The organism is Nostoc piscinale CENA21 (assembly GCF_001298445.1).
GTDB lineage: Bacteria > Cyanobacteriota > Cyanobacteriia > Cyanobacteriales > Nostocaceae > Nostoc_B > Nostoc_B piscinale_A.
Genome location: NZ_CP012036.1, coordinates 581,335 through 601,723 on the forward strand (window position 1 = coordinate 581,335; position 20,389 = coordinate 601,723).

General features: G+C 40.4%; 14 protein-coding genes and 3 pseudogenes. 3 read left to right on the forward strand and 14 right to left on the reverse strand.

Features of this window, described 5'->3' with window-relative positions:
- Positions 1–291 precede the first annotated feature (291 nt).
- The 8 genes and pseudogenes from gloA2 to ACX27_RS02620 form a co-directional block, all read right to left on the reverse strand.
- Positions 292–679, reverse strand: a pseudogene (gene gloA2, locus ACX27_RS02585) (SMU1112c/YaeR family gloxylase I-like metalloprotein).
- A 61-nt stretch (positions 680–740) separates the two neighbouring features.
- On the reverse strand, positions 741–1,673 hold the full coding sequence (locus ACX27_RS02590; RefSeq protein WP_083468649.1) for a bestrophin family protein: 933 nt from the start codon (positions 1,671–1,673) through the stop codon (positions 741–743).
- A 64-nt stretch (positions 1,674–1,737) separates the two neighbouring features.
- A complete protein-coding gene (locus ACX27_RS33260) occupies positions 1,738–2,097 on the reverse strand; it encodes a hypothetical protein (RefSeq protein ID WP_062288012.1) in 360 nt (119 codons plus the stop codon).
- A gap of 134 nt (positions 2,098–2,231) precedes the next feature.
- Entirely contained in the window at positions 2,232–2,765 is a 534-nt protein-coding gene (locus ACX27_RS33265) for a hypothetical protein (RefSeq protein WP_062288014.1), read from the reverse strand.
- 272 nt (positions 2,766–3,037) lie between these two features.
- Complete coding sequence (locus ACX27_RS02605) at positions 3,038–4,765, reverse strand: calcium-binding protein (protein WP_062288019.1); 1,728 nt, start codon at positions 4,763–4,765, stop codon at positions 3,038–3,040.
- A 32-nt stretch (positions 4,766–4,797) separates the two neighbouring features.
- Positions 4,798–8,061 (reverse strand): two-partner secretion domain-containing protein, encoded by a 3,264-nt coding sequence (locus ACX27_RS02610; protein WP_062288022.1) that lies wholly within the window; start codon positions 8,059–8,061, stop codon positions 4,798–4,800.
- Positions 8,062–8,542: 481 nt separating this feature from the next.
- Positions 8,543–9,094, reverse strand: coding sequence for a hypothetical protein (locus ACX27_RS02615; protein WP_062288025.1), 552 nt, complete (start codon positions 9,092–9,094; stop codon positions 8,543–8,545).
- Positions 9,094–9,727, reverse strand: a pseudogene (locus ACX27_RS02620) (ParA family protein). The gene ACX27_RS02615 and the pseudogene ACX27_RS02620 overlap by 1 nt, the downstream one beginning before the upstream one ends.
- A 302-nt stretch (positions 9,728–10,029) precedes the next feature.
- Between ACX27_RS02620 and ACX27_RS02625 the strand changes: the two are divergent.
- A complete protein-coding gene (locus tag ACX27_RS02625; protein ID WP_062298091.1) occupies positions 10,030–11,394 on the forward strand; it encodes a cytochrome P450 in 1,365 nt (454 codons plus the stop codon).
- A 219-nt stretch (positions 11,395–11,613) separates the two neighbouring features.
- Here the strand turns inward: ACX27_RS02625 and ACX27_RS31475 are convergent, their stop codons facing one another.
- From ACX27_RS31475 to ACX27_RS02640, 4 genes and pseudogenes are all read right to left on the reverse strand, one after another.
- Positions 11,614–11,877, reverse strand: a complete 264-nt coding sequence (locus ACX27_RS31475; protein WP_144427385.1) for a hypothetical protein — start codon at positions 11,875–11,877, stop codon at positions 11,614–11,616.
- Positions 11,878–12,032: 155 nt separating this feature from the next.
- Positions 12,033–12,988 (reverse strand): annotated as a pseudogene (locus ACX27_RS35565) (ISAs1 family transposase).
- Entirely contained in the window at positions 12,924–13,124 is a 201-nt protein-coding gene (locus ACX27_RS35570; protein ID WP_083468651.1) for a transposase family protein, read from the reverse strand. Before ACX27_RS35570 ends, ACX27_RS35565 begins: the two are co-directional and overlap by 65 nt.
- Before the next feature lie 621 nt (positions 13,125–13,745).
- Complete coding sequence (locus tag ACX27_RS02640) at positions 13,746–13,982, reverse strand: hypothetical protein (RefSeq protein WP_062288030.1); 237 nt, start codon at positions 13,980–13,982, stop codon at positions 13,746–13,748.
- 247 nt (positions 13,983–14,229) lie between these two features.
- On the opposite strand from ACX27_RS02640, the gene ACX27_RS02645 reads away from it, so the two are divergent.
- The gene (locus tag ACX27_RS02645) at positions 14,230–16,389 is read left to right on the forward strand and encodes a Tex family protein (protein WP_062288037.1); all 2,160 of its coding nucleotides are present in this window, start codon (positions 14,230–14,232) and stop codon (positions 16,387–16,389) included.
- A gap of 212 nt (positions 16,390–16,601) precedes the next feature.
- Here ACX27_RS02645 and dapF read toward each other — a convergent pair whose 3' ends face one another.
- Entirely contained in the window at positions 16,602–17,441 is an 840-nt protein-coding gene (dapF, locus tag ACX27_RS02650; RefSeq protein ID WP_062288040.1) for a diaminopimelate epimerase, read from the reverse strand.
- Positions 17,442–17,615: 174 nt separating this feature from the next.
- On the opposite strand from dapF, the gene ACX27_RS02655 reads away from it, so the two are divergent.
- Positions 17,616–17,834 carry an Hfq-related RNA-binding protein gene (locus ACX27_RS02655; RefSeq protein ID WP_062288045.1) on the forward strand — a complete coding sequence of 73 codons (219 nt, stop codon included), beginning with the start codon at positions 17,616–17,618 and terminating at the stop codon, positions 17,832–17,834.
- A gap of 167 nt (positions 17,835–18,001) precedes the next feature.
- Here ACX27_RS02655 and ACX27_RS02660 read toward each other — a convergent pair whose 3' ends face one another.
- Complete coding sequence (locus ACX27_RS02660) at positions 18,002–20,320, reverse strand: cation:proton antiporter (protein ID WP_062288047.1); 2,319 nt, start codon at positions 20,318–20,320, stop codon at positions 18,002–18,004.
- Between the last annotated feature and the right edge of the window lie 69 nt (positions 20,321–20,389).

The following is a 20,389-nucleotide window of genomic DNA, read 5'->3' on the forward strand; positions in this document are numbered from 1 at the left end:
AAATCCTAGATTGTTAATTTACCTCTATTGTATAAGGATTTATTTGTTGATTTTTTTTTATTTTAAGGTTTGCTCGAATTACTATATATTTTGATATTTAAGAGAAATAATTCAATTATCTATCTTGAGTTTCAATAGATATACTGTACTAAAGTCAGATATTGGTAATATATCTGATGTATTAGCTACTACATCAGATATGTGAACAGCAGAGGCAAGGAGACAGGGTAGACAAGGGAGAGATACTTGTTAATCATTTAGGATTGCTATAGGTAGCAAAAAATTGGATTTTTAAACTTCATAAATTTCTAATGGTAAGTTATCTGGGTCTTGAAAAAAGGTAAATTTCTTACCCGTAATTTCATCAACCCTAATATTTTCTGTCTCTATGTTGTGCAAGTGTAATTCAGCCACGGTTGCTTCTATATTTTCAACAGCAAAGGCTAAATGTCTTAAACCACAAGCTTCAGGATTGCTGAATCTTTGGAGGGGATTGGGAAAAGAAAATAATTCAATCTGAGTATGTTCATTAACCCGTAAATCTAGTTTATAAGAGTTTCTGGCGGCTCGAAATGTTTCTTGAATAATGGCAAAGCCTAGAATATCTACATAAAATTTTTTTTGAGCGTTCATAGTCGGAACAAATAATTGCTATATGATGTATGCCAAGAATTTTCATAAAAATGAATTATTTGATTATAGGCGATCGCACTTTATTAACCATCTAAAAATCTGTGAGGTTAAATATCTGGATTAGTGTATGAAAAGTTAATTTGTTTTTCTATGTTGTCTTGGTCTTCGATTGTTTGAAAAGCAATAAATTCTTCAATATTACTTTTGATAGTTTGGCAAATTTTATCTAATGGCAAATCATTATGATCGTAACCAAAGGGATTTTCAATTTCTACGCCAATTTCTTCAATGCCAAACAAAGCAAAACTGACAAGAGCCACAAATAAACCTGTCCATAGACCTAAATCTTTAACAAATTGAAATGGCAGAATTAAACAATAAATAAATACTAATTGATTTAGATGAATCACATAAGCAGGGGGAATTGGTGTTTTTAAAATACGTTCGCAACCACCGACATTATCCATCAAGTTATTCATGAGAGTGTGAATACTAGTCAATTGATAATTTGTTAAAAGACCACGTTTATATTCTTGCTGTAAGTAATTTCCTAACAAGCGAGAAATTTCTAAAGGCATGTTTTGAATATTTTGCAAATTGCTATATTGAGCAGGGGAAATCCAAGGTTTTAATTCTTCACTGGCTGGTTCATACCGAAGATATAATTTTTTGGCGATCGCAAATGCTGGTAATAAACGTAATGCGGCTATTTTGCGTTCTCTGTCGTCAGATTCCACTTCGTCTACTGCAACCCAAATTTTCCAAGCTAAATTGCGGATAGTATTAACTGTGCTACCCCAAAGTTTTCTCCCTTCCCAAAATCGCTCATAAGCTGTATTAGTCCGAAAAACTAACAATAAACCCAAAACAATACTAGGAATTACAGTGCCTAATACGGGTTGAGCAACTGGCAATTCCTTGAAGTCAAGAAAAGAAATGATCACGCCAAATGCACCACAAAAAACAGAGCGTTCTAAAACTCCGGGAATCACCGAACCGTGGAATCTAAATATTTCTTTTAGCCATTTTTTTTTTGACAGGGCTTTGAGTTTTTCTGACCATAAATAGTTATCAGATTTTTACATTAATCAAAGATACAATTTATTATCTTACAGGCATCCAGCCATTTGCTGTGCATACTCCGGCTTCGCTTCTGGGTGGAATACACCAATAATTCTGTCCATCAAATATGAGATTTTCTTGAATATAATTTAATTCCGAAATTGGTCTCCATTCTTGATTGCCAGCCTCATCATAATAGCGATACTGTTCTCCTTTGACTTCTAGACCTTGATCAGTTCCGCCAAGTACATAAAAACCTGGTTTAATTGGCGCAGATGTATTTGCGATTAAAGATGATTCACAAACTGTTTCATCACCTTTACAACCTTTGGCGATTTGTCCATTAGCTGCGAGGCTGTAAACTTTACCGTCTTTAAAAAAGTAATCCCAGTCCACTGCCATCTTGCAAGATGAGGGGATTGGAGAATTTACCCTGGTATTGAATGGAACTTTCAAATGTACCCTGAAGCTTAACAATAGTAGTGCCATCAGCTGCGATCGCAATTGATTGACCTGTGCCACTACCTCCTAGAAAATTAAATAAGCGAGTCCCGATAAATGGTGGTTTCTCTGGACGAGAAGATTGTGAAGTTTGTTGATGAACATTGGCATTTTTTCTCAATTGACCAATGCCAAACGACTCGTTCTGTATTACTACGGTCAGCTATTGTGGCTGAAATCCACAACAATTCACCAGCTTGGTTAGTAAACTCAAATCGACAAGCACCAACTCCTGTCCCGGAACAGTCTTTCACCTCTGTATATCCGAAATCATATAATTCTTTCACAGAAGTATCTTGAAGATTAGGCGCATCGCCTTGCAAATCCGGTTGCCAGCCTTGTTGAAGCACTTGTTCTCGCGCTTGTTGATATGGCATACCTGCTTGGAGATTCAGTTTGGAAACGGAATTGTTAGTCTGAGGAAGTTGGGCTTGATGTGTGGCGGTGTGAGGATTTAAGCTTTTGCTTGGCTGCACATTAGAAGTTGCAAAACTTGTACATCCACTAGCGATCGCTCCTATTAAAATTGTCACAAGAGTACCTGCGATCGTATAACCACACAATTTCATGTTTTTCCCCTCAGTGAAGTGGTCTGTCCCATTAATTTTAAAGTTTGTAGTTGGGTTTTAGCCTTTAATTTAAGCGATAAATCGCAACTACGAACCCCTCAAGATTAATGAGACGAACCACTAAATCAATTACAAGACTTACGCAGAGATTACGGAAAATTTAACCACAGAGACACCAGTGCATTCAGTTACTAGATTTCCTCACTGGCACATCACCGAGAAATGAGAGTTTGACAGGTTTTTGTGTAAGTTCTAAATTATACATCGTTAACCTAAACTGCGGTTGTAAAGTTAGTAATTCCTAAAGTCCCAGTTAATCCTGTCACTTCAATCACTGTATCCGTATTAGCATTAAACCCAGCTATATTATCATTGATAGCTACAAAAGTCCGGCTACCAAAAGTAAATCGAGCAGCAAAGTTAGAACCAAAATTAGACATAGTTAATCTAGCTTGAATTCCACTTATATCAAGACTTGTAACCGAGCCAGCATTTAAAAATCCAGCACGTGTACTTGCCACTAAAAAGAGATCATTACCTGTATTAGCATTAAAATCGGTAATTCTATCAAATTTATTGAGCAGAGAATCAGTTAACTGGCGGTAGTCAAATCTATCTACGCCTAAACCTCCAGATAAAGTATCAATCCCAGCACCACCAACTAGTCTGTCATTACCAGCACCACCACTGAGGATATTGTTACCAGAGTTGCCTGTAATAATGTTATTAGCTGCATTACCAGTACCATTAATGGCTGCTGTGCCTGTCAAAGTCAAATTTTCGATATTTGGTAAAGCCGCGAGACTAAAAGTGACACTAGAAGAAACTGTATCTACACCTGCTCCTGCATTTTCGATGATGGTGTCAGTCGTAGTATCAACAATATAAGTATCATTGCCTAAACCTCCAGATAAAGTATCAACCCCCGCACCACCAATCAGTCTGTCATTACCAGCACCACCATTAAGGATATTGTTACCAGAGTTGCCTGTAATAATGTTATTAGCTGCATTACCAGTACCATTAATGGCTGCTGTGCCTGTCAAAGTCAAATTTTCGATATTTGGTAAAGCAGCGAGACTAAAAGTGACACTAGAAGAAACCGTATCTACACCTGCTCCTGCATTTTCGGTAATGGTGTCAGTTGTAGTATCAACAATATAAGTATCATCCCCTAAACCTCCAGATAGGGTATCAATCCCAGCACCACCAATGAGTCTGTCATTACCAGCACCACCATTGATAATATTGTTATTTAACGTTCCATACAGAACATAATTTGTTGGATTTCCATAGCTAGACAGAATAAAGTCTGTCGTGTTAACTGCATAATTACCAAAGTCATTAAAATACCTAAAAATTGATGTATTAATTTCATCAAAAAGATAGGTTTTGTAATAACTGAGGTTAAATTGACTTGTCGTGAAATCTATTAAACTCTTTTGATTTAACTGTGCTAGTATCTCTGCCGCAGCAATACCACCTCGTAAATGCGCCCCGCCTAGAATACCAGATAAAGAAATAGTAGTTTGCTCTGTATATATGATTCGGTTTCCGTTCACATCTCTCTCGAAGTCAGTGCGAGCAGCATTTAATCTGTAATATCTAACTGTTTTAACTCCTTGATTAGCAGAGTTAGATAAATAAGTCTCTATATTGCTGATGCCTCTTGCACTTAATCCAGAATTGATATAGCCATAATTGACAAAAAATGCTTCCCGAATTGATGTTTCTTGAGCAAATGGATTTGCCTTCCAAGACTCAAAGCTAGTTACTCCATTCTTGCCTGTCCAAGTTCCATTAAAGATTCCATCATAATCATTACCATCACTATTGTAGTAATCTAAGTCTACAAATAAAACTTCTGAAAACTGGTACTTACCTACAGCATTTGTGTTTGAATTTTGTGCGCTGTACTGGAGTGGATCTCCTGATGGTCTTCCCGATTCTAATGCTCCTAAAGCTTCTAAAAATTGCTCAAAATTTCCCTTTGATATCATAAAACTCCTAATAAATTAACTCAAAAACATATTTAGCGATTCTGGCAAGTAGGTATAGACAAAGATGTGTTAGGTGCGGCTGTGGAATTATGAGCCACTAGTGTCACTTGGCCTTGGTTATTAAATATCCAGCCAGTAGCAGGAATCAGATTTGGGATATCAACAACTTTTGGTAATTGTGTATGTGTAGCTCTAGATTGATAGATTGGCGCTATCCTATTTCTTAAGCGTGTATCTGACCAAATAACTTCACTAGTTAGAGGTTCATTAGGAGTAACAGGTAGTCCACCACGCCCAGTGACTGTAAGCTGACTACCTTGAGAACTATTAACAGCAACACAGCTTTGCTCAATTAGTTGAGAGGGATCGATGATATTTGTTGATAAAACTAAAACACCACGCGCAGGATCAACATCGGGGGTATTAATATTCACTACTCCATTAATCCCAAATTGGGAACTTGCTGTAATATCACTTGTGGGAGTATTAAAAGGTCGGCTCTGAATTCCAAATAAGTTTTGCGCTGTAATATCAATTCTTCCTCCACTGCCTGTAAAAGCATTAGCAGTAATGTCAGTATTTTCTGAAGGGATAGCGACAACAAAACCATTTGGAATATTAATTTTGATATTTCCACCATCACCACCGGATGCGTTGGTACCTGCTGTGGTAGAAACTGCACTGCCTCGACGTAAGAATAATAAATTAGCAATACTTAAGCTGATATCACCACCATTACCAGATAAAGTCTGGGCTGTAATCTTCCCGCCATCTAACCGCACTAAATCGGCTGTGACATCTATATTGCCTGCCTCTGCTACATTTCCAGTACTACTCACGGAAACTTGCGACCCATTTTGAACACGTAAAGTATCAGATGCCTTGATAATGACATTTCCACCTTTGCCAGTTGCTAAAGTGGCTGCGGATATTTCTGCACCATCCAAAATACGTAATTCAGGAGTTGTAATTCTTATTGCTCCGGCATTGCCTGTACCTTGAGTTTGGCTAAACAAACCACTGGCAAATCTTTGATCTGATGACCTTCCAATCAACTCTACTGTTTCGGTAGCATTTACAGTCAAGTTACCACCTTGACCTGTACCCAAAGTACCGGTTGAGACTTGTGCGCCATCAAAAACTTGAAGTATGGGAGTGTTAATTGTTAAGTCTCCTGAACTGCCTGTAGCTTGGCGTTCAGCTTGAGCAAACAATCCACTGGCAAATTGACCATCTTGGGAACGACCGATGAGTTGGGTTGATGCGGAGGCGTTTACAGTCAAATTACCACCCTGACCTACACCTAAAGTACCTGCGGAGACTTGTGCGCCATCTAATATTCGTAGTATTGGGGTGGTAATAATGATGTTGCCTGCGTTTCCTGAGCCTTGGGTTTGAGCAAACAACCCACTGGCAAATTGACTATCTTGGGAACGACCGATGAGTTGGGTTGATTCAGTGGCGTTTACAGTCAAATTACCACCTTTACCTGCACCCAAAGTACCAGCTGAGACTTGTGCGCCATCAAAAACTTGAAGTATGGGAGTGTTAATTGTTAAGTCTCCTGAACTGCCTGTAGCTTGGCGTTCAGCTTGAGCAAACAATCCACTGGCAAATTGACCATCTTGGGAACGACCGATGAGTTGGGTTGATGCGGAGGCGTTTACAGTCAAATTACCACCTTTACCTGCACTCAAAGTACCTGCGGAGACTTGTGCGCCATCCAATATCCGTAGTACGGGAGTGGTAATGATGATGTTGCCTGCGTTTCCTGAGCCTTGGGTTTGAGCAAACAACCCACTGGCAAATTGACTATCTTGGGAACGACCGATGAGTTGGGTTGATTCGGTGGCGTTCACTGTCAAATTACCACCTTTACCTGCACCCAAATTACTGACGGAAATTTGTCCGCCATCCAATATCCGCAGTATGGGAGTGGTAATAGTTAAATTACCTGTATCGCCTAAACCTTGAGATTCAGTCAGTAAGCGACTATCTCTGCCTACCAATTCTACTGATTTAGTTGCATTGACTGTTAAGTTGCCACCGTCACCTGCGCCCAAAGAATTTACTGATACCTGTCCTCTATTTTGAATCAATAAATTACCAGTATGAATTGTCAAATTGCCACTATCACCTGCATTTGCGGCGGTACTTTCTGTTTGTGTAAACAAACGGCTCCCACTACCAGTTACTTGCAATACTTCGGAAGCATTAATATTTAAATTCCCGCTTTTGCGAACTCCTGTTGTTGAAGACACAACCTCTGCTCCATCTTGGAGAAGTAATCTAGGGCTGGTGATGGTTAAATCTCCAGATATAGCAGTACCTTCATTGAGAATAAAGAAGCGATTATTGCTCCCAATTAATTGCACTGATTCTGAAGCATTAACTGTTAAACCTTCACCAATACCATTGCCAAAAATCCCGACTTGAACCAATGAGCCATCAGTCAGCGAAATGTTAGCGCCTTGTAGGTGAATACTGCCGCCTAGACTGCCTATTGTTGTGGCAGTAGCTTGTCGCAGATTAATATTCTGGAAGTCGTTTACATCTTTGTAGTTAAGGATGTAACCTATGGATGTTGGTGTCAAATTCACCACACTATTGCTACCAACACTTCCCAGTTCAATTCGTCCATTAGGTGCTGTTAAAACACCTCCTGTTATAGTCAAATCGCCACCTACTAGTGCCAACGTTGTATTGGCCTGTACTTGTAAACCTATTGTCTGATTCAGGCTATCGGTAGTTCTGGACTGATTCTCAATTCTTCCTGGATTTGTACCAAACTGTAAACCAATAGGCTGGTTGATAGTTAATAAAGGATTAGTATCCGGATTTGTCGCACTAAATTCTATTCCATCGGTAAATGTCACACTACTAGCAGTACTAGCAATAAAAGAGCCGCCAATATTTAATCGGGCATTCGGCCCAAAAATAATCCCTTGAGGATTAATCAGAAAGAGGTTTGCTGTACCATTAGCGCGAATTGTGCCTTGAATGTTAGATGGTATGGAACCTGTCACCCGACTGATGATATTCTGCACTGCTGTAGCGTTGTTGAAAAAAGCTTCACCACCTACTGGGACAGAAAACTCACTAAAACTATGAAATAAATTTGTGCCTTTTGTGGCTCCACCATCAATTTGAAAATTAGGGCTGTTGTTAGTTACTTGGGTTCTTTGATTTAAGGGTAAGTAGATATCAGCTTTAATTTGTTGAGCTAATACAAGAGAGGGATACGCATAAGCAATGGCGATACAAAGACTTAAGTTATTTGCCAGCTTCAGCCACATATTTACCCCCACCCCAAAAATTGAGCTATTGTTAATGTCTGCTTTTTTGGTCTTAAACTTTGACAATCATACTACTTCTTGCATGATCAGGTCACTTGCTTTTACTGTTAGTGGCAACGTTGAGTAATATTGTGTCTGGTAAAAAACTTATCCTAAAGACCGCAGAGAGCCGGGGGAGAAAGGGTTTTGTCTTTCTGCACAGATATGCTGAATCATAACTGATTTGCCAGATATGATATTATCTGACTCTTGCAGTAATTTAACAGCAGGCGTGTTGTCACAGCCTTATGTAACTGAATTTTTAGTAAGCTTGCTCAAGAAGTTTTACAACATTGCAAATATAATAGTCCGGTTTAATTTTTGAAATTATTTTTGCAGGTTGGGGGTAGGGAATCGCGAAGACGCAAATTATTAGCCTGCAAAGGCAGGCTTTGTTTATACAGCCCCAGACTTTTAGTCTGAGGGCTTGAATGTGTGGGTATTAGTCATACAACCAAGTATTAGCCGCAAAATCATCTTTTGTTTCTGCTGGCATATCAGGAAGTTTTTCAGGGACGCGGTGAGATTTTCTGTAATCAATTTGGTGATATTTGTCTTTTTTCTGAGGGACAATACTAGCCTTTGGTTGTTGTAGAGCTTTATTTTCTTCGATGAGTTTAGAATTTGCTTCTGCAAGTTGAAGTGCAGTTGTTTTTGCTTCTTCTAGTTCTTTGGTTAAGCGTTCTACAGAGGCTTTCTGTTCTGATAAGACTGATTGTAATTCTTTAATTTGTTTTTGCAGAGCCTTTTCTGTGTCCTGATTTTTTTCTAAAGTTGTTTTTAAGTCTTTAATAGTAGATTCTAAGTCTGCTTTGGTAGGAGTAGTAGTACGTTTAGCAGATGTGGGTTCATTTACTTCTGCATCTGCGGCTGTTGTTGATTCCACAACTTCTACAGCCGGAACTTCGATTGCATTTTCGTCTACGGCTCTATTGGGTGTTAATTTTTGTGCTTCTGCTTGAATTAAGTCAGAAAGATTTTGTTTCCTAGCCATTATTTTCTCCAATCACGCTGTAATTCATCAGCCACGCGGCGGTAGTCTGATTCCGCCTCCCAAGCATTTTTGCCTCGCCATTGATTGATTGCGACACCCTCTAATGCGGCTCTTTCGTGGGCTTTATAGGTACGGATGAAGCCTTTAAAAACGGGAATACCTAGCTTCACGAGAGTGTTTTGTGCTTCCATTGCTTCACCAATACTCCGCGCATCGACTTTAGTTAAGAGTACACGATGGGGAACTCCTGTAGGAACGACGGCTGATTTTACTGTTTCAATGAGAACAGCTAAATCCATTGCGGATGGGGGTGTAGGTAAAAGTATATAATCTGCGATCGCTACTACTGTTGCCAAGGCTTCAGAGTGCAAAGCTGGAGGCGTATCCACCACTACTAAATCGTAACCTTTTATTTTACGTAAATGGCCTAATAGCTGTGGATCTGTTTCTTGCGATAAATCAAATCCCATCCCTTGATCATTGCGTCCAAACCACCAACTAGCAGAACCTTGAATATCTGCATCTACCAGCAGCACTTTTTTTTCGTTTAGCAAATTGTGCAGCTAAATTGATTGAGGTAGTCGTTTTGCCGACTCCTCCTTTACCGTTGAGGATAGTGACGATTTTTGGCACTGCTTCTACGATTTGAGATTTTGGATTGGAGATGGCTTGAAGTGTGGCATTTTTTGCAAATTGCTATGGCTTTCTATCCCGCCATAAAAGAATATACCGCTTTGTGTGACCCGCAGTAGCAAGAAAAAATCGCCACAATAAAAATAGTCAGGTAAGAATTCCGGAGACAGAATTCAAGAGTCAGAATGTAGGCAATTTTTCTCAATTAAGGGATTAATCAGGCTAAATTGCTTTTAAATTCGGACTTCTGGCTCTTGAATGCTGGATTCTTACAGATTTATGATAAGTTCTTACAAGATTTTATGACAGTAACTAACAGTTTGCCTGATGGGCCAAGAATACCGTACTGGCTGCGAATCATGAAGTTTATTTTTCGACCGATAGATTATGTCGAAGATTTTGCCAAAGTCTACGGTGATAACTTTACGGTTTGGCGCAAAGGCAATAATCAATTGGTGTATTTTAGTCATCCCCAAGCATTAGAGCAGATTTTTACAGCTGATGCTAGTCACTTTGCTACTGGTGGCGGTGGCGGTGTTTTAAAATATTTGCTGGGTGATAATTCTTTGATTTTACTGGATGGCGATCGCCACCAACGCCAACGCCAATTACTCACACCGCCTTTTCATGGTGAGCGAATGCGGGCTTACGGTCAAACTATCCGCGAAATCACCCAACAAGTTAGCCATGAATGGGTGATGGGTAAACCCTTTAATATCCGCACCTCCATGCAAGAAATCACCTTGCGCGTCATTTTGCGCGTAGTATTTGGTGTAGATGAAGGAACAAAGTTTCAACAACTGCGCCAATTACTAAGTTCTGTCTTAGACCTCATCAGTTCCTCGCGGATGTCCGCCGCTTTATTTTTTCAAGTTATGCAACGCGACTGGGGTGCATGGAGTCCTTGGGGAAAGTTTTTAAGGCAACTACAACAAATTGATCAACTTATTTATACCCTCATTCAAGAACGACGGGCTGAAACTGGGCAGAATCGCCAAGATATCTTGAGTTTGTTGATTTCGGCTCGTTATGATGATGGGCAACCCATGTCAGATGCAGAATTACGTGATGAATTAATGACAATGTTAGTTGCCGGACATGAAACTACGGCTTCGGCATTAACTTGGGCTTTTTACTGGCTTGACCGTTTACCAGAAGTCCGCGAAAAATTACTCAAAGAATTGTCTACTTTAGGCGCTAACCCGGAACCAAGTAATATTGCCAAATTGCCTTATTTAACAGCAGTTTGCCAAGAAACTTTGCGGATCTATCCTATTGTGATCAATGGCTTTTTTAGAATAGTCAAGTCGCCAATTGAAATTATGGGTTACAAATTGCCCAAAGGCACAGCCGTAGTTCCTAGTATTTATTTAGCCCATCATCGCCCAGAAGTTTACCCACAGCCAAACCAATTCAAACCAGAACGCTTTTTAGAAAGACAATTTTCTCCTTATGAATATTTACCCTTTGGTGGCGGAAATCGTCGATGTATTGGTTTAGCCTTTGCTCAGTATGAAATGAAAATTGCCCTCGCCACAATTTTGTCGCAGTTCCAAGTCTCTCTAGTCAATAAAAACCCAGTGCGCCCTGTGCGTCGTGGTTTAACTTTAGCCACACCCACCGGAATGCAGATGGTAGCCACAACACGAGTGCTGAGTATTGAGTGATGTACACTTCGACTTCGCTCAGTGTACAGATGTTTACCAATCAACACAAAGAAAACCAATAAATTGGGTCTCAGTAAGCAATTTGGCAGATTGCTGACTCATTTTGCCAAATTGCTTCCTAATTTTGGCAGATTTCGCCAGCAAAACGCCATATTGCTAACTCATTTTGCCAAACTGCTTACTAATTTTGGTAGATTCCGCAAGTAAAATGCCATATTGCTAACTCATTTTGTCAAATTGCTTACTAATTTTGGTAGATTCTGCAAGTAAAATGCCATATTGCTGTTTAATTTCAGTACATTCCGCAAACAAAATGCCATATTCCATATTTTGCACCAAGCAACTGGTGAAAGATTTAGGAATTACGCATAAAAACGAAAAATCAAGGGTTTTGGCGAGGGTGTAGGGGTACAGGTGTATAGGGGTGTATGTATCTAAAACCCTTCCGCCACACACCCTTACACCCTTACACCCAATCTTCATAGACAATCTTGGCGCGTAAGTCCTGAGATTGAAGAGTATAGCAAAACAAAAACCTTACACCCCTTCACCCTTAGAGGTTGTTTGAAAAGTGGCTGGTTGTGATTATTAGCACTTCTTGATTCCCCCTAACCCCCCTTTTTAAGGGCAGGGCTGTTTCATTCTAAAAAGGAAAAAAGTAATGGGATGTTGTGGGAGCAGAATCTGATAGCTCTGGTAAGGGAATCAAAACCATTGTGGCGGAAAAGATTAATCACAAAACTGCGGAGAATTGAGAAGTTGGCAGCAGCATAACCATCAACCATTTGGGCAGAGTCTTCATCAAAGACAACATCTTTCACCCAATGTAATCGATTTTCTACGCCCCAGTGGCGACGAATACCACAGGCAAAATCGGATGCTTTCAGGGACAGAGAACTGATGTAGTAAGCAGTTTCTTGGTAAGCTTTACCAGCACGAGTACCAACTCGTTCGACTTGAATAATCGACTTTAAACCCAGCCAATCATGGGAAATATTGTTCAAGTTTTCAAATACACAAACACGACGTTGAGTAAAGCGACCACTCCTTCGTTCAAAATCAGTATGTATAGTTGTGGGCTGTGAGTGCTGCATATTCTGTTGGATTTGGTGATACAGTTTGGGCTGATTGGCTTTGACTGCAATCACATAATCATTGCCACTGTGGATGATTTGCTGGACTGTTTTTTTTGACAATGAAGTGCATCAAAACTAAACACTACACCCTTTAAATCCAAGATAGCAATTAAGTTTTGAACCGTAGCAATTTCACTGCTTTGCTTGTTATCCATCGTTTGTAACCCGACGACTTGACCTTGGTGGCTACTAAACATCGATACGACACTAATGAATCTTTGATAGGCACTGCTATAGTCCTGGACTGTCGCCTTGATACTTTTACCGTCAGTTGCTAACCATTCTAAGGAGCTTAATTCTACATACTGACTTGCCCATTCATTAAATATCTGTGTCAATTCCTCAAAATTTACACGCATCATCACACGGCGAATTGTCGAGTACGATGGCACTCTATCTTTTGGTATCTCTAGTATTTCGATTAATGATTGTTGATGGCGTTTGACAAAATCTCTCATTACCTCTGTATCCTACACAACCACTCATTGTTCCCATGATTACCAGTACTAGTACCAGCCATAATCGGTGTCTTTGTCCTTGCTTTGTCCGAAAATCCCTAACTTTCTTCAGTTGCGTGATAATCGCAACTGTCATTACTACTGTTTAACAATGCACTGACTATCCGATTCAACCATTTTTCTTCCCAGAATGAAACAGCCCTGCCTTCAAAAGGGGGGCTAGGGGGGATCAAGTGCAATATTTAATACTTCTCAGACATCCTCTAAGAGGCTGCATATAAACCCCTCAGACTGGAAGTCTGGGGCTATACAAACAAAGCCTGCCTAGCCTATCGGCAACGGCAAAGCCGAACGCAGGCTAATTATATGCTTCTTCATATCGATTTGGTATAAAGTCAAATGGAGTATGAGGTTCTAGATATTACAGAATTTGGATGACAGCTATTTTTGGCAAGATTAATTAAAACTTTGAGAGCGTTGAATGTTGCTGTTATAGAAAGCGATCGCAGACTATACTTTGGGTGCATCCCAGTTTTTATTTCTCACATAGAGGATAATTGTCATTGCGAGGAGGAACGACGAAGCAATCTCATGCACTCGTTCAGAATGGTAAGATTTTGCGATTGCTTCGTTCCTCGCAATGACATATAAAAAACTGGGATGCTCCCCTATACTCTTGATGTATGCGTACAATATCTATGCACCCATCATTGAACATAATAGCGATCGCATCTTCCTATTACTTAAAAATTTCTACTTATTTCTTACTAACTTGAGTATAATTTTTATCGTTATCTCGTAAAAGTTTATTAGTGCTAACAAAGACAACCACCAACAGTAATAGCTGAATTTGCCAAGGTGCTAAGACTAAACTGACAACTAGGCTGATAATAGTAAACACGCTAGTTAAGTAAGCTAGTTCATCGCTACATTTTTTTGATAAGTAACCTGTTGCTAATCCAGTAAATAGAGGGATTAAAAAAACCAAAGGCATTGCAATTCTTCTCCTAAAATTTAAGATGCCAGGGATTAAGAAATTTTTAATTTAAAGTTTTATTCATAATGATTGCTGTCAATCTTACATCTAAAGATGTTTGCTTCACAATACTCTAGATAAAGAAACAATCATCAAGTCAAGATTCCGTAATTGTCTAGTAAATAAGTTTAACACTCAGTGCTGTCACTATAATATCTATCTAGGATATTACCTTTAGAAGTAACTTTTTCCCCTTAGATACCCAATGCTAAACATTCCTCAACTCTTAGCAGCTGAACTAGACCTTAAACCTTATCAGGTGCAGAACGCGCTGGAACTTTTGGCGGAGGGTGCAACGATTCCGTTTATTGCACGGTACCGCAAAGAGCGCACTGGTGAAATGAATGAAGTGCAATTGCGCGATTTATTCGATAAGTATAATTACTTAACAGAATTAGAGGCAAGAAAATCTGTAATTTTAAATGCGATCGCCGAACAAGGTAAACTCACTGATGAGTTAAAAACGCAAATTATCTCTTGTCAACAAAAAACAGAACTTGAGGATTTATACTTACCATATCGACCAAAGCGCCGCACCCGTGCCACCATTGCTAAAGAAAAAGGGTTAGAGCCTTTAGCCGAGTTTATTCAATCTTTAAATATTAAAAATGGTATAGCTGCATCTTTAGCAGCAGAAGCAAGCAAGTATATTTCTGAAGAGAAAGGCGTAAAAACAGCAGATGAGGCGCTAAAAGGTGCAGCCGATATCCTTGCTGAAGCAGTAGCCGAAACAGCAGAACTGCGTGCTTATTTGCGTGATTATTTCCTAGAAGCTGGAGTTTTTGTTTCTCGGATTAAAGATGATTATCCTGAAGGTACAACTAAATTTGAGATGTACCGCAATTATCAAATCAAAGTCAAAAATATTGCTCCCCACAATATGTTGGCATTGTGTCGCGGTGAAGCGGAGGGAGTATTAAGCTTTGATATTAATTTTGATGAAGATTATGTGCTTGGTTATCTCGAATCTCAAGTAATTCGCACCAAAGTCAGAGATATTCGGGATTTTTATCAGGTCATGTTGAAAGATGCGTTTAACCGCCTGATGAAAACCTCTTTGATAGCAGAGGTAATTGCTACTAAAAAAGATTATGCAGACATAGAATCTATTAAAACCTTTGAGGCTAATTTGCGGGAGTTATTGCTGTCTGCACCTGCGGGGATGAAACCAACTTTGGCGATAGATCCGGGATTTAGAACTGGATGTAAAGTGGCTGTTTTAGATGAAACAGGCAAATTTTTAGAGTATCAGGCAGTTTTTCCCCATCAAGCGGCTGAACAACGCACAAAAGCAGCACAAACGATTAAAAATTTGATTGATAAATATCAAATCGAGCTAATTGCGATTGGTAACGGGACAGCTTCGCGGGAAACCGATGAATTTGTCACGCAAGTATTACAAACACTCAACCGTCAACCAACTAAAGTGATGGTGAATGAATCGGGTGCATCAATATATTCTGCCAGCAAAGTAGCTTTAGAAGAATTTCCTGATTTAGATGTAACGGTGCGGGGTGCGATTAGTATTGGTCGCCGTTTGCAAGACCCTTTGGCAGAATTAGTCAAGATAGATCCCAAATCTATTGGTGTGGGACAATATCAGCACGATGTTGATCAAAAGCTGTTGAGAAAAAAACTGGATGAAACTGTAGAAAGCTGCGTCAACTTTGTGGGTGTAGATTTAAATACAGCTTCTAAAGAACTTTTAACTTTTGTTTCTGGGATTACAGCCGCAGTTGCCAACAACATTGTTACCTATCGCAATCAAAACGGTGCTTTTAAAAATCGTCGTCAACTTTTGAAAGTACCGAAATTAGGGCCGAAAGCTTTTGAACAAGCCGCCGGATTTTTGCGGATTCGCAATGGTGATCATCCTTTAGATAATACGGCTGTGCATCCTGAAAGTTACTCGGTTGTAGAAGCGATCGCATCTGACCTCAATGTTAAATTAAATCAAGTCAGCCAAATTGCGGAAAAGCTCAAAAAAGTCGATATCAGAAAATATACCACCGATACCATTGGTGAACCAACATTGCGAGACATTCTCAGCGAACTGGAAAAACCAGGCCGAGACCCCCGCGCTGAATTTAAGTATGCCACCTTTAAAGAAGGCATCAAAGAAATTGGCGATTTACAATTAGGTATGGAATTAGAAGGAATTGTGACCAATGTCGCCAATTTTGGCGCATTTGTCGATATTGGTGTACATCAAGATGGCTTAGTACATATTTCCCAACTTGCCGATAGATTTGTGGAAGATCCAAAGCAAATCGTCAAGGTGGGACAAGTCGTTAAAGTTAAGGTTTTGGAAGTGAACGAGAAATTAAAACGGATTAGTTTGTCAATGAAAGCAGTCAAGCAATGAAGAGTGCTGAGTATTGAAGGAGGCAGGAAGCAGAAGGCAGAAGGAAAAATCCTTTCCAATTAATTCAGGATTTACGCAGTGAGGCGAAAAATCAAGAGTTTTGGGAAGGGTATCAAGGCAAAATCAAGTCAAAAATCAAAAGTCAGAGAATTTTTGACTTTTAACTTTTGACTTTTGACTTCCCAGCGCCGCCCTACACCCTACACCCAGTCTCAAGCAGTACCCTTAAACACTCGTTCTGCGGGGCCAGTCATATAAATTCGTTCGTCAATTTCTGACCATTCAATTTCTAAGCAACCTCCTGGTAATTCTACAGTCGCCGCGCGATCGCATTTTCCAGTTAACACGCCAGCAACTAAAGAAGCACAAGCACCTGTACCACAAGCTAATGTAATTCCTGCACCTCTTTCCCATACCCGCATTTTTAGGTAGTCACGACTGACCACTTGAATAAATTCGGTGTTGGTTCTTTGAGGAAAAACTGGGTGATGTTCAAATTTCGGGCCGATGGTTTCTAAGGGAATCGCGGCGACATCTTCCACAAAAGTGATGCAGTGGGGATTACCCATACTCACACACGTTACTTCCCAAGTTTGTCCAGCAACTTCTAGGGGTTGATTAATTACTTTGGCATCAGCCACACCCAGGGTAGTCGGAATTTCGCCAGCTAGTAAATGTGGTAAACCCATATCCACCTTGATTTGACCATCGGGTGTCAGTTGGGGTGTAATTGTCCCCGCCAAGGTATGAATGCGATATTTATCTTTTGTGCGGGATATGCCTTCTAAATCGGCGATAAATGCAGCTAAACAGCGAATCCCATTACCACACATTTCCGGTTCTGAACCATCAGAATTAAATATCCGCATAGTGTAATCAGTACCGTTTTTTCCGGGTAAGGCGAAAATTACACCATCTGCACCGATACCAAAGTGGCGATCGCACCACTCAACTGCTTTCTCTGGTGTTAGAACTGGCGTGGCTGACCCACGATTGTCAATTAAAATGAAGTCGTTACCTAGACCGTGATACTTAGTAAATTCGATTGCCATTTTGCCAATGATGAATTATCAATGATTAGGAAAGTATGAAGTGTAAAGTATGTAGACACCCTTTGGGTGGCTTGCCGCAGGCTAGGATGAAATTTTATCCTTCATAATCAATAATTCATACTTTACAACTCCTTACAGAAAACATTTTTTATTGTGCATAAACCATCATCAAACATGGCGACCACTGATTTTGATACGTCACTGCCAAGCATTCGCCAAGTACAGAACCTGATTAAACAAGCCGCAGTAGTTGAGTTCAAACTAGTCACAGGCGACCTGTTGACAGGTAAGATTTTATGGCAAGACCCCGGTTGTGTTTGTATTGTCGATGAAAACAGCCAGCAAACAACCATTTGGAAACAAGCGATCGTCTATCTTCAACCTAAAGGGTAATTAGGGGTTAGGGGCTAGAGGTTAGTATTTTTACTCAGCACTCAAAACTCAGCACTCAGCGAGAAGTTGCGTGCGGAGAGAACTTGCGTGCGCGGGTTCCCCGCGTTGAGCAAAGTTCGGAGGGTTCCCCGCGTTGAGCAAACTTCGGTGACTCAAAACTCAGCACTTCAAGACAAAAACTCTTTGATGGTTTGTGCTTCACTCGCTTTGGCTATGGGGATAGACAAAGGCATTTTGTTGGGTGCGGTGAATAAAGATTGTAGTTGATTCAGACTGGGTAAGCTACCACATAATAATACTTGGTCGCCAACTTTCAAGTCTGTTTTCTCGTCAGGACGGCGAATAAACTTGCCATCCCGTCGCAGTGCTTGTATTCGTACTGATGTTTCATGATTTTTCAAATCAGCCAGGGTTTTATTATCAACAGGAGAATCAGCCTCGACTACTATCCATTGACAAGCACTATTTTCTCCGGGAACAGCTATTTTACCTTGAGCAAATTCTTCTAAGGCTGCTAGTTCTTCGGATGCGCCAACTACTAATAAGCGATCGCCTTCCTCTAATTTTGTCAGATTGTTGGGATAGTCGATTTCTGTGCCATTAGCACGGCGAATCGCCATCAAGCTGACCCCTGTTAAGTAACGCATATCCGCTTCTTCTAAACTCATTCCAATGAGAGGTGAAGTTGCAGGTAAGGGATACCAGCGCCGATTTAAATCGCGGGTTGCTTGATCTAAATCGCGGGAAACCTCAGAAGCAGAACGTTCTGGGCGCAAATCCAAGTAATGATCGTTACGGATTTGCTGCATTTCTCGCTGGACGATAAATTGTGAGAAGCCTAAGTCGTTTAATAAGTAAGTCGCCATTTCTAAGCTGGCTTCAAATTCTGGTTGAACAACTTCCCGCGCTCCTAATTGATAAAGCACCTCAATATTTTTGTCTTGGGTGGCGCGGACAACCAAATTTAATTCTGGATGTAATTCTAAAGCTCGTTTTAAACACAGACGAGTACTCATAGGATCAGGAAGTGCGATCGCCATTCCCTTTGCATGGTTTACGCCTGCGGTTTCCAAAACGTGAAAACTCACGCAGTTACCATAAACATAAGCCACACCCGCATCTCGTAACTGCTGAATACGGCTTTCGGATTGGTCGATGACTACCACAGGTAAGTCATGCTGTTGCAATAACTTCACCAAATTTTTACCTACCCGCCCATAGCCACAGACAACTATATGGTCTTTTACAGGTAATTCTTCCGATACATCTCTGGCTTCACCTTCTCCTGCTAAATAAGGTTTCAGCCAAGGCATCGATTCGGCAAAGTTAAACAAAAATGGTAATAGCCGCAGCACAAAAGGAGTCAATATCAGGGTAACGGCTGTAGTTCCTAAAATTAGTAAATATATACGTCGAGATACCAACCCTAATGCTTGACCTTCACTAGCTAGCACAAAGGAAAATTCCCCAATTTGTGCCAGTCCAAACCCAGCAATCAAAGCTGTTTTCAACGGGTAGCGGAAGAGTTTAACTAAAGGCGTAATAATCAAAAACTTGCCCACAAACACTAACGCCACTAACCCTAAAATTAATTCCAGATTGTTCCACAAAAACACCGGGTCAATCAACATCCCAATGGCGGCGAAGAACAAACTAGCAAAAATATCTCGTAGCGGTTCTACATAAGTTAGGGTTTGGTCGGCGTATTCCACTTCAGAAATCATCAAGCCGGCGACAAACGCCCCCATTTCAATTGATAAGCCCAAATATTCTGTTAATAGCGCAATGCCTAAACACAAAGCTACAACACCGAGTAAAAATAATTCTCGGCTTTCGGTACGGGCTAACATTCGCAATAATGGCGGTATCAACCAAATACCAGCCACAACTGCCCCAGCCGCAAACAAACAAATCCGTACCAAGGCTGTGAGTACTGCTACACCAATCACTTCTGCTGGTGCGTGCAGCGCAGGTAAGACAGCCAGCATTAGCCCTAAAGCTAAATCCTGCACTACCAAAATACCCAGCATGACCTGTCCGTGGGGCGTTTCTGTCTCGTTACGCTCCATCAAGCATTTGAGGACAACGGCGGTGGAAGACAAGGACAGAATTGACCCCAAGAATACACCTTTAGCGGGTAAACTGCCCCAAGCTCCCGTTACGCCACACACCACCACTGTGACTAAGATTGTCAAGGCGATTTGTAATCCACCTCCACCAAGAGCGATCGCTTTTACTTTTTTTAATTCAGCAAAAGAAAATTCCACACCCAAGGCAAATAATAGAAAGGCAACCCCGAACTGCGCCAAAGTTTCTACTTGAATAACCTCTTTAATCAGTCCTAGCCCCGCAGGCCCAACAACCATTCCACCGATGAGATACCCCAACAGCACTGGTTGTCTTAAAAGAGATGCCAACAGCCCCCCACAGGCTGCGACTGCTAAAACTGATACTAAATCGACAATTAATCTAAAATCTTCTTGCACAATCTTTAAAAAGAACTATTAAGACCTGTTAACTTCAGCATACAAATTTTTATCTATCTGGGGGTTAAA

Coding starts and splice junctions, on each gene's coding strand:
- ACX27_RS33260 (WP_062288012.1), bottom strand. CDS start 2,097: ATGGCAGTGGACTGGGATTACTTTTTTAAAGACGGTAAAGTTTACAGC.
- ACX27_RS33265 (WP_062288014.1), bottom strand. CDS start 2,765: ATGAAATTGTGTGGTTATACGATCGCAGGTACTCTTGTGACAATTTTA.
- ACX27_RS02605 (WP_062288019.1), bottom strand. CDS start 4,765: ATGATATCAAAGGGAAATTTTGAGCAATTTTTAGAAGCTTTAGGAGCA.
- ACX27_RS02610 (WP_062288022.1), bottom strand. CDS start 8,061: ATGTGGCTGAAGCTGGCAAATAACTTAAGTCTTTGTATCGCCATTGCT.
- ACX27_RS02615 (WP_062288025.1), bottom strand. CDS start 9,094: ATGGCTAGGAAACAAAATCTTTCTGACTTAATTCAAGCAGAAGCACAA.
- ACX27_RS02625 (WP_062298091.1), top strand. CDS start 10,030: ATGACAGTAACTAACAGTTTGCCTGATGGGCCAAGAATACCGTACTGG.
- ACX27_RS31475 (WP_144427385.1), bottom strand. CDS start 11,877: ATGAAGATTGGGTGTAAGGGTGTAAGGGTGTGTGGCGGAAGGGTTTTA.
- ACX27_RS35570 (WP_083468651.1), bottom strand. CDS start 13,124: ATGACAGTTGCGATTATCACGCAACTGAAGAAAGTTAGGGATTTTCGG.
- ACX27_RS02640 (WP_062288030.1), bottom strand. CDS start 13,982: ATGCCTTTGGTTTTTTTAATCCCTCTATTTACTGGATTAGCAACAGGT.
- ACX27_RS02645 (WP_062288037.1), top strand. CDS start 14,230: ATGCTAAACATTCCTCAACTCTTAGCAGCTGAACTAGACCTTAAACCT.
- dapF (WP_062288040.1), bottom strand. CDS start 17,441: ATGGCAATCGAATTTACTAAGTATCACGGTCTAGGTAACGACTTCATT.
- ACX27_RS02655 (WP_062288045.1), top strand. CDS start 17,616: ATGGCGACCACTGATTTTGATACGTCACTGCCAAGCATTCGCCAAGTA.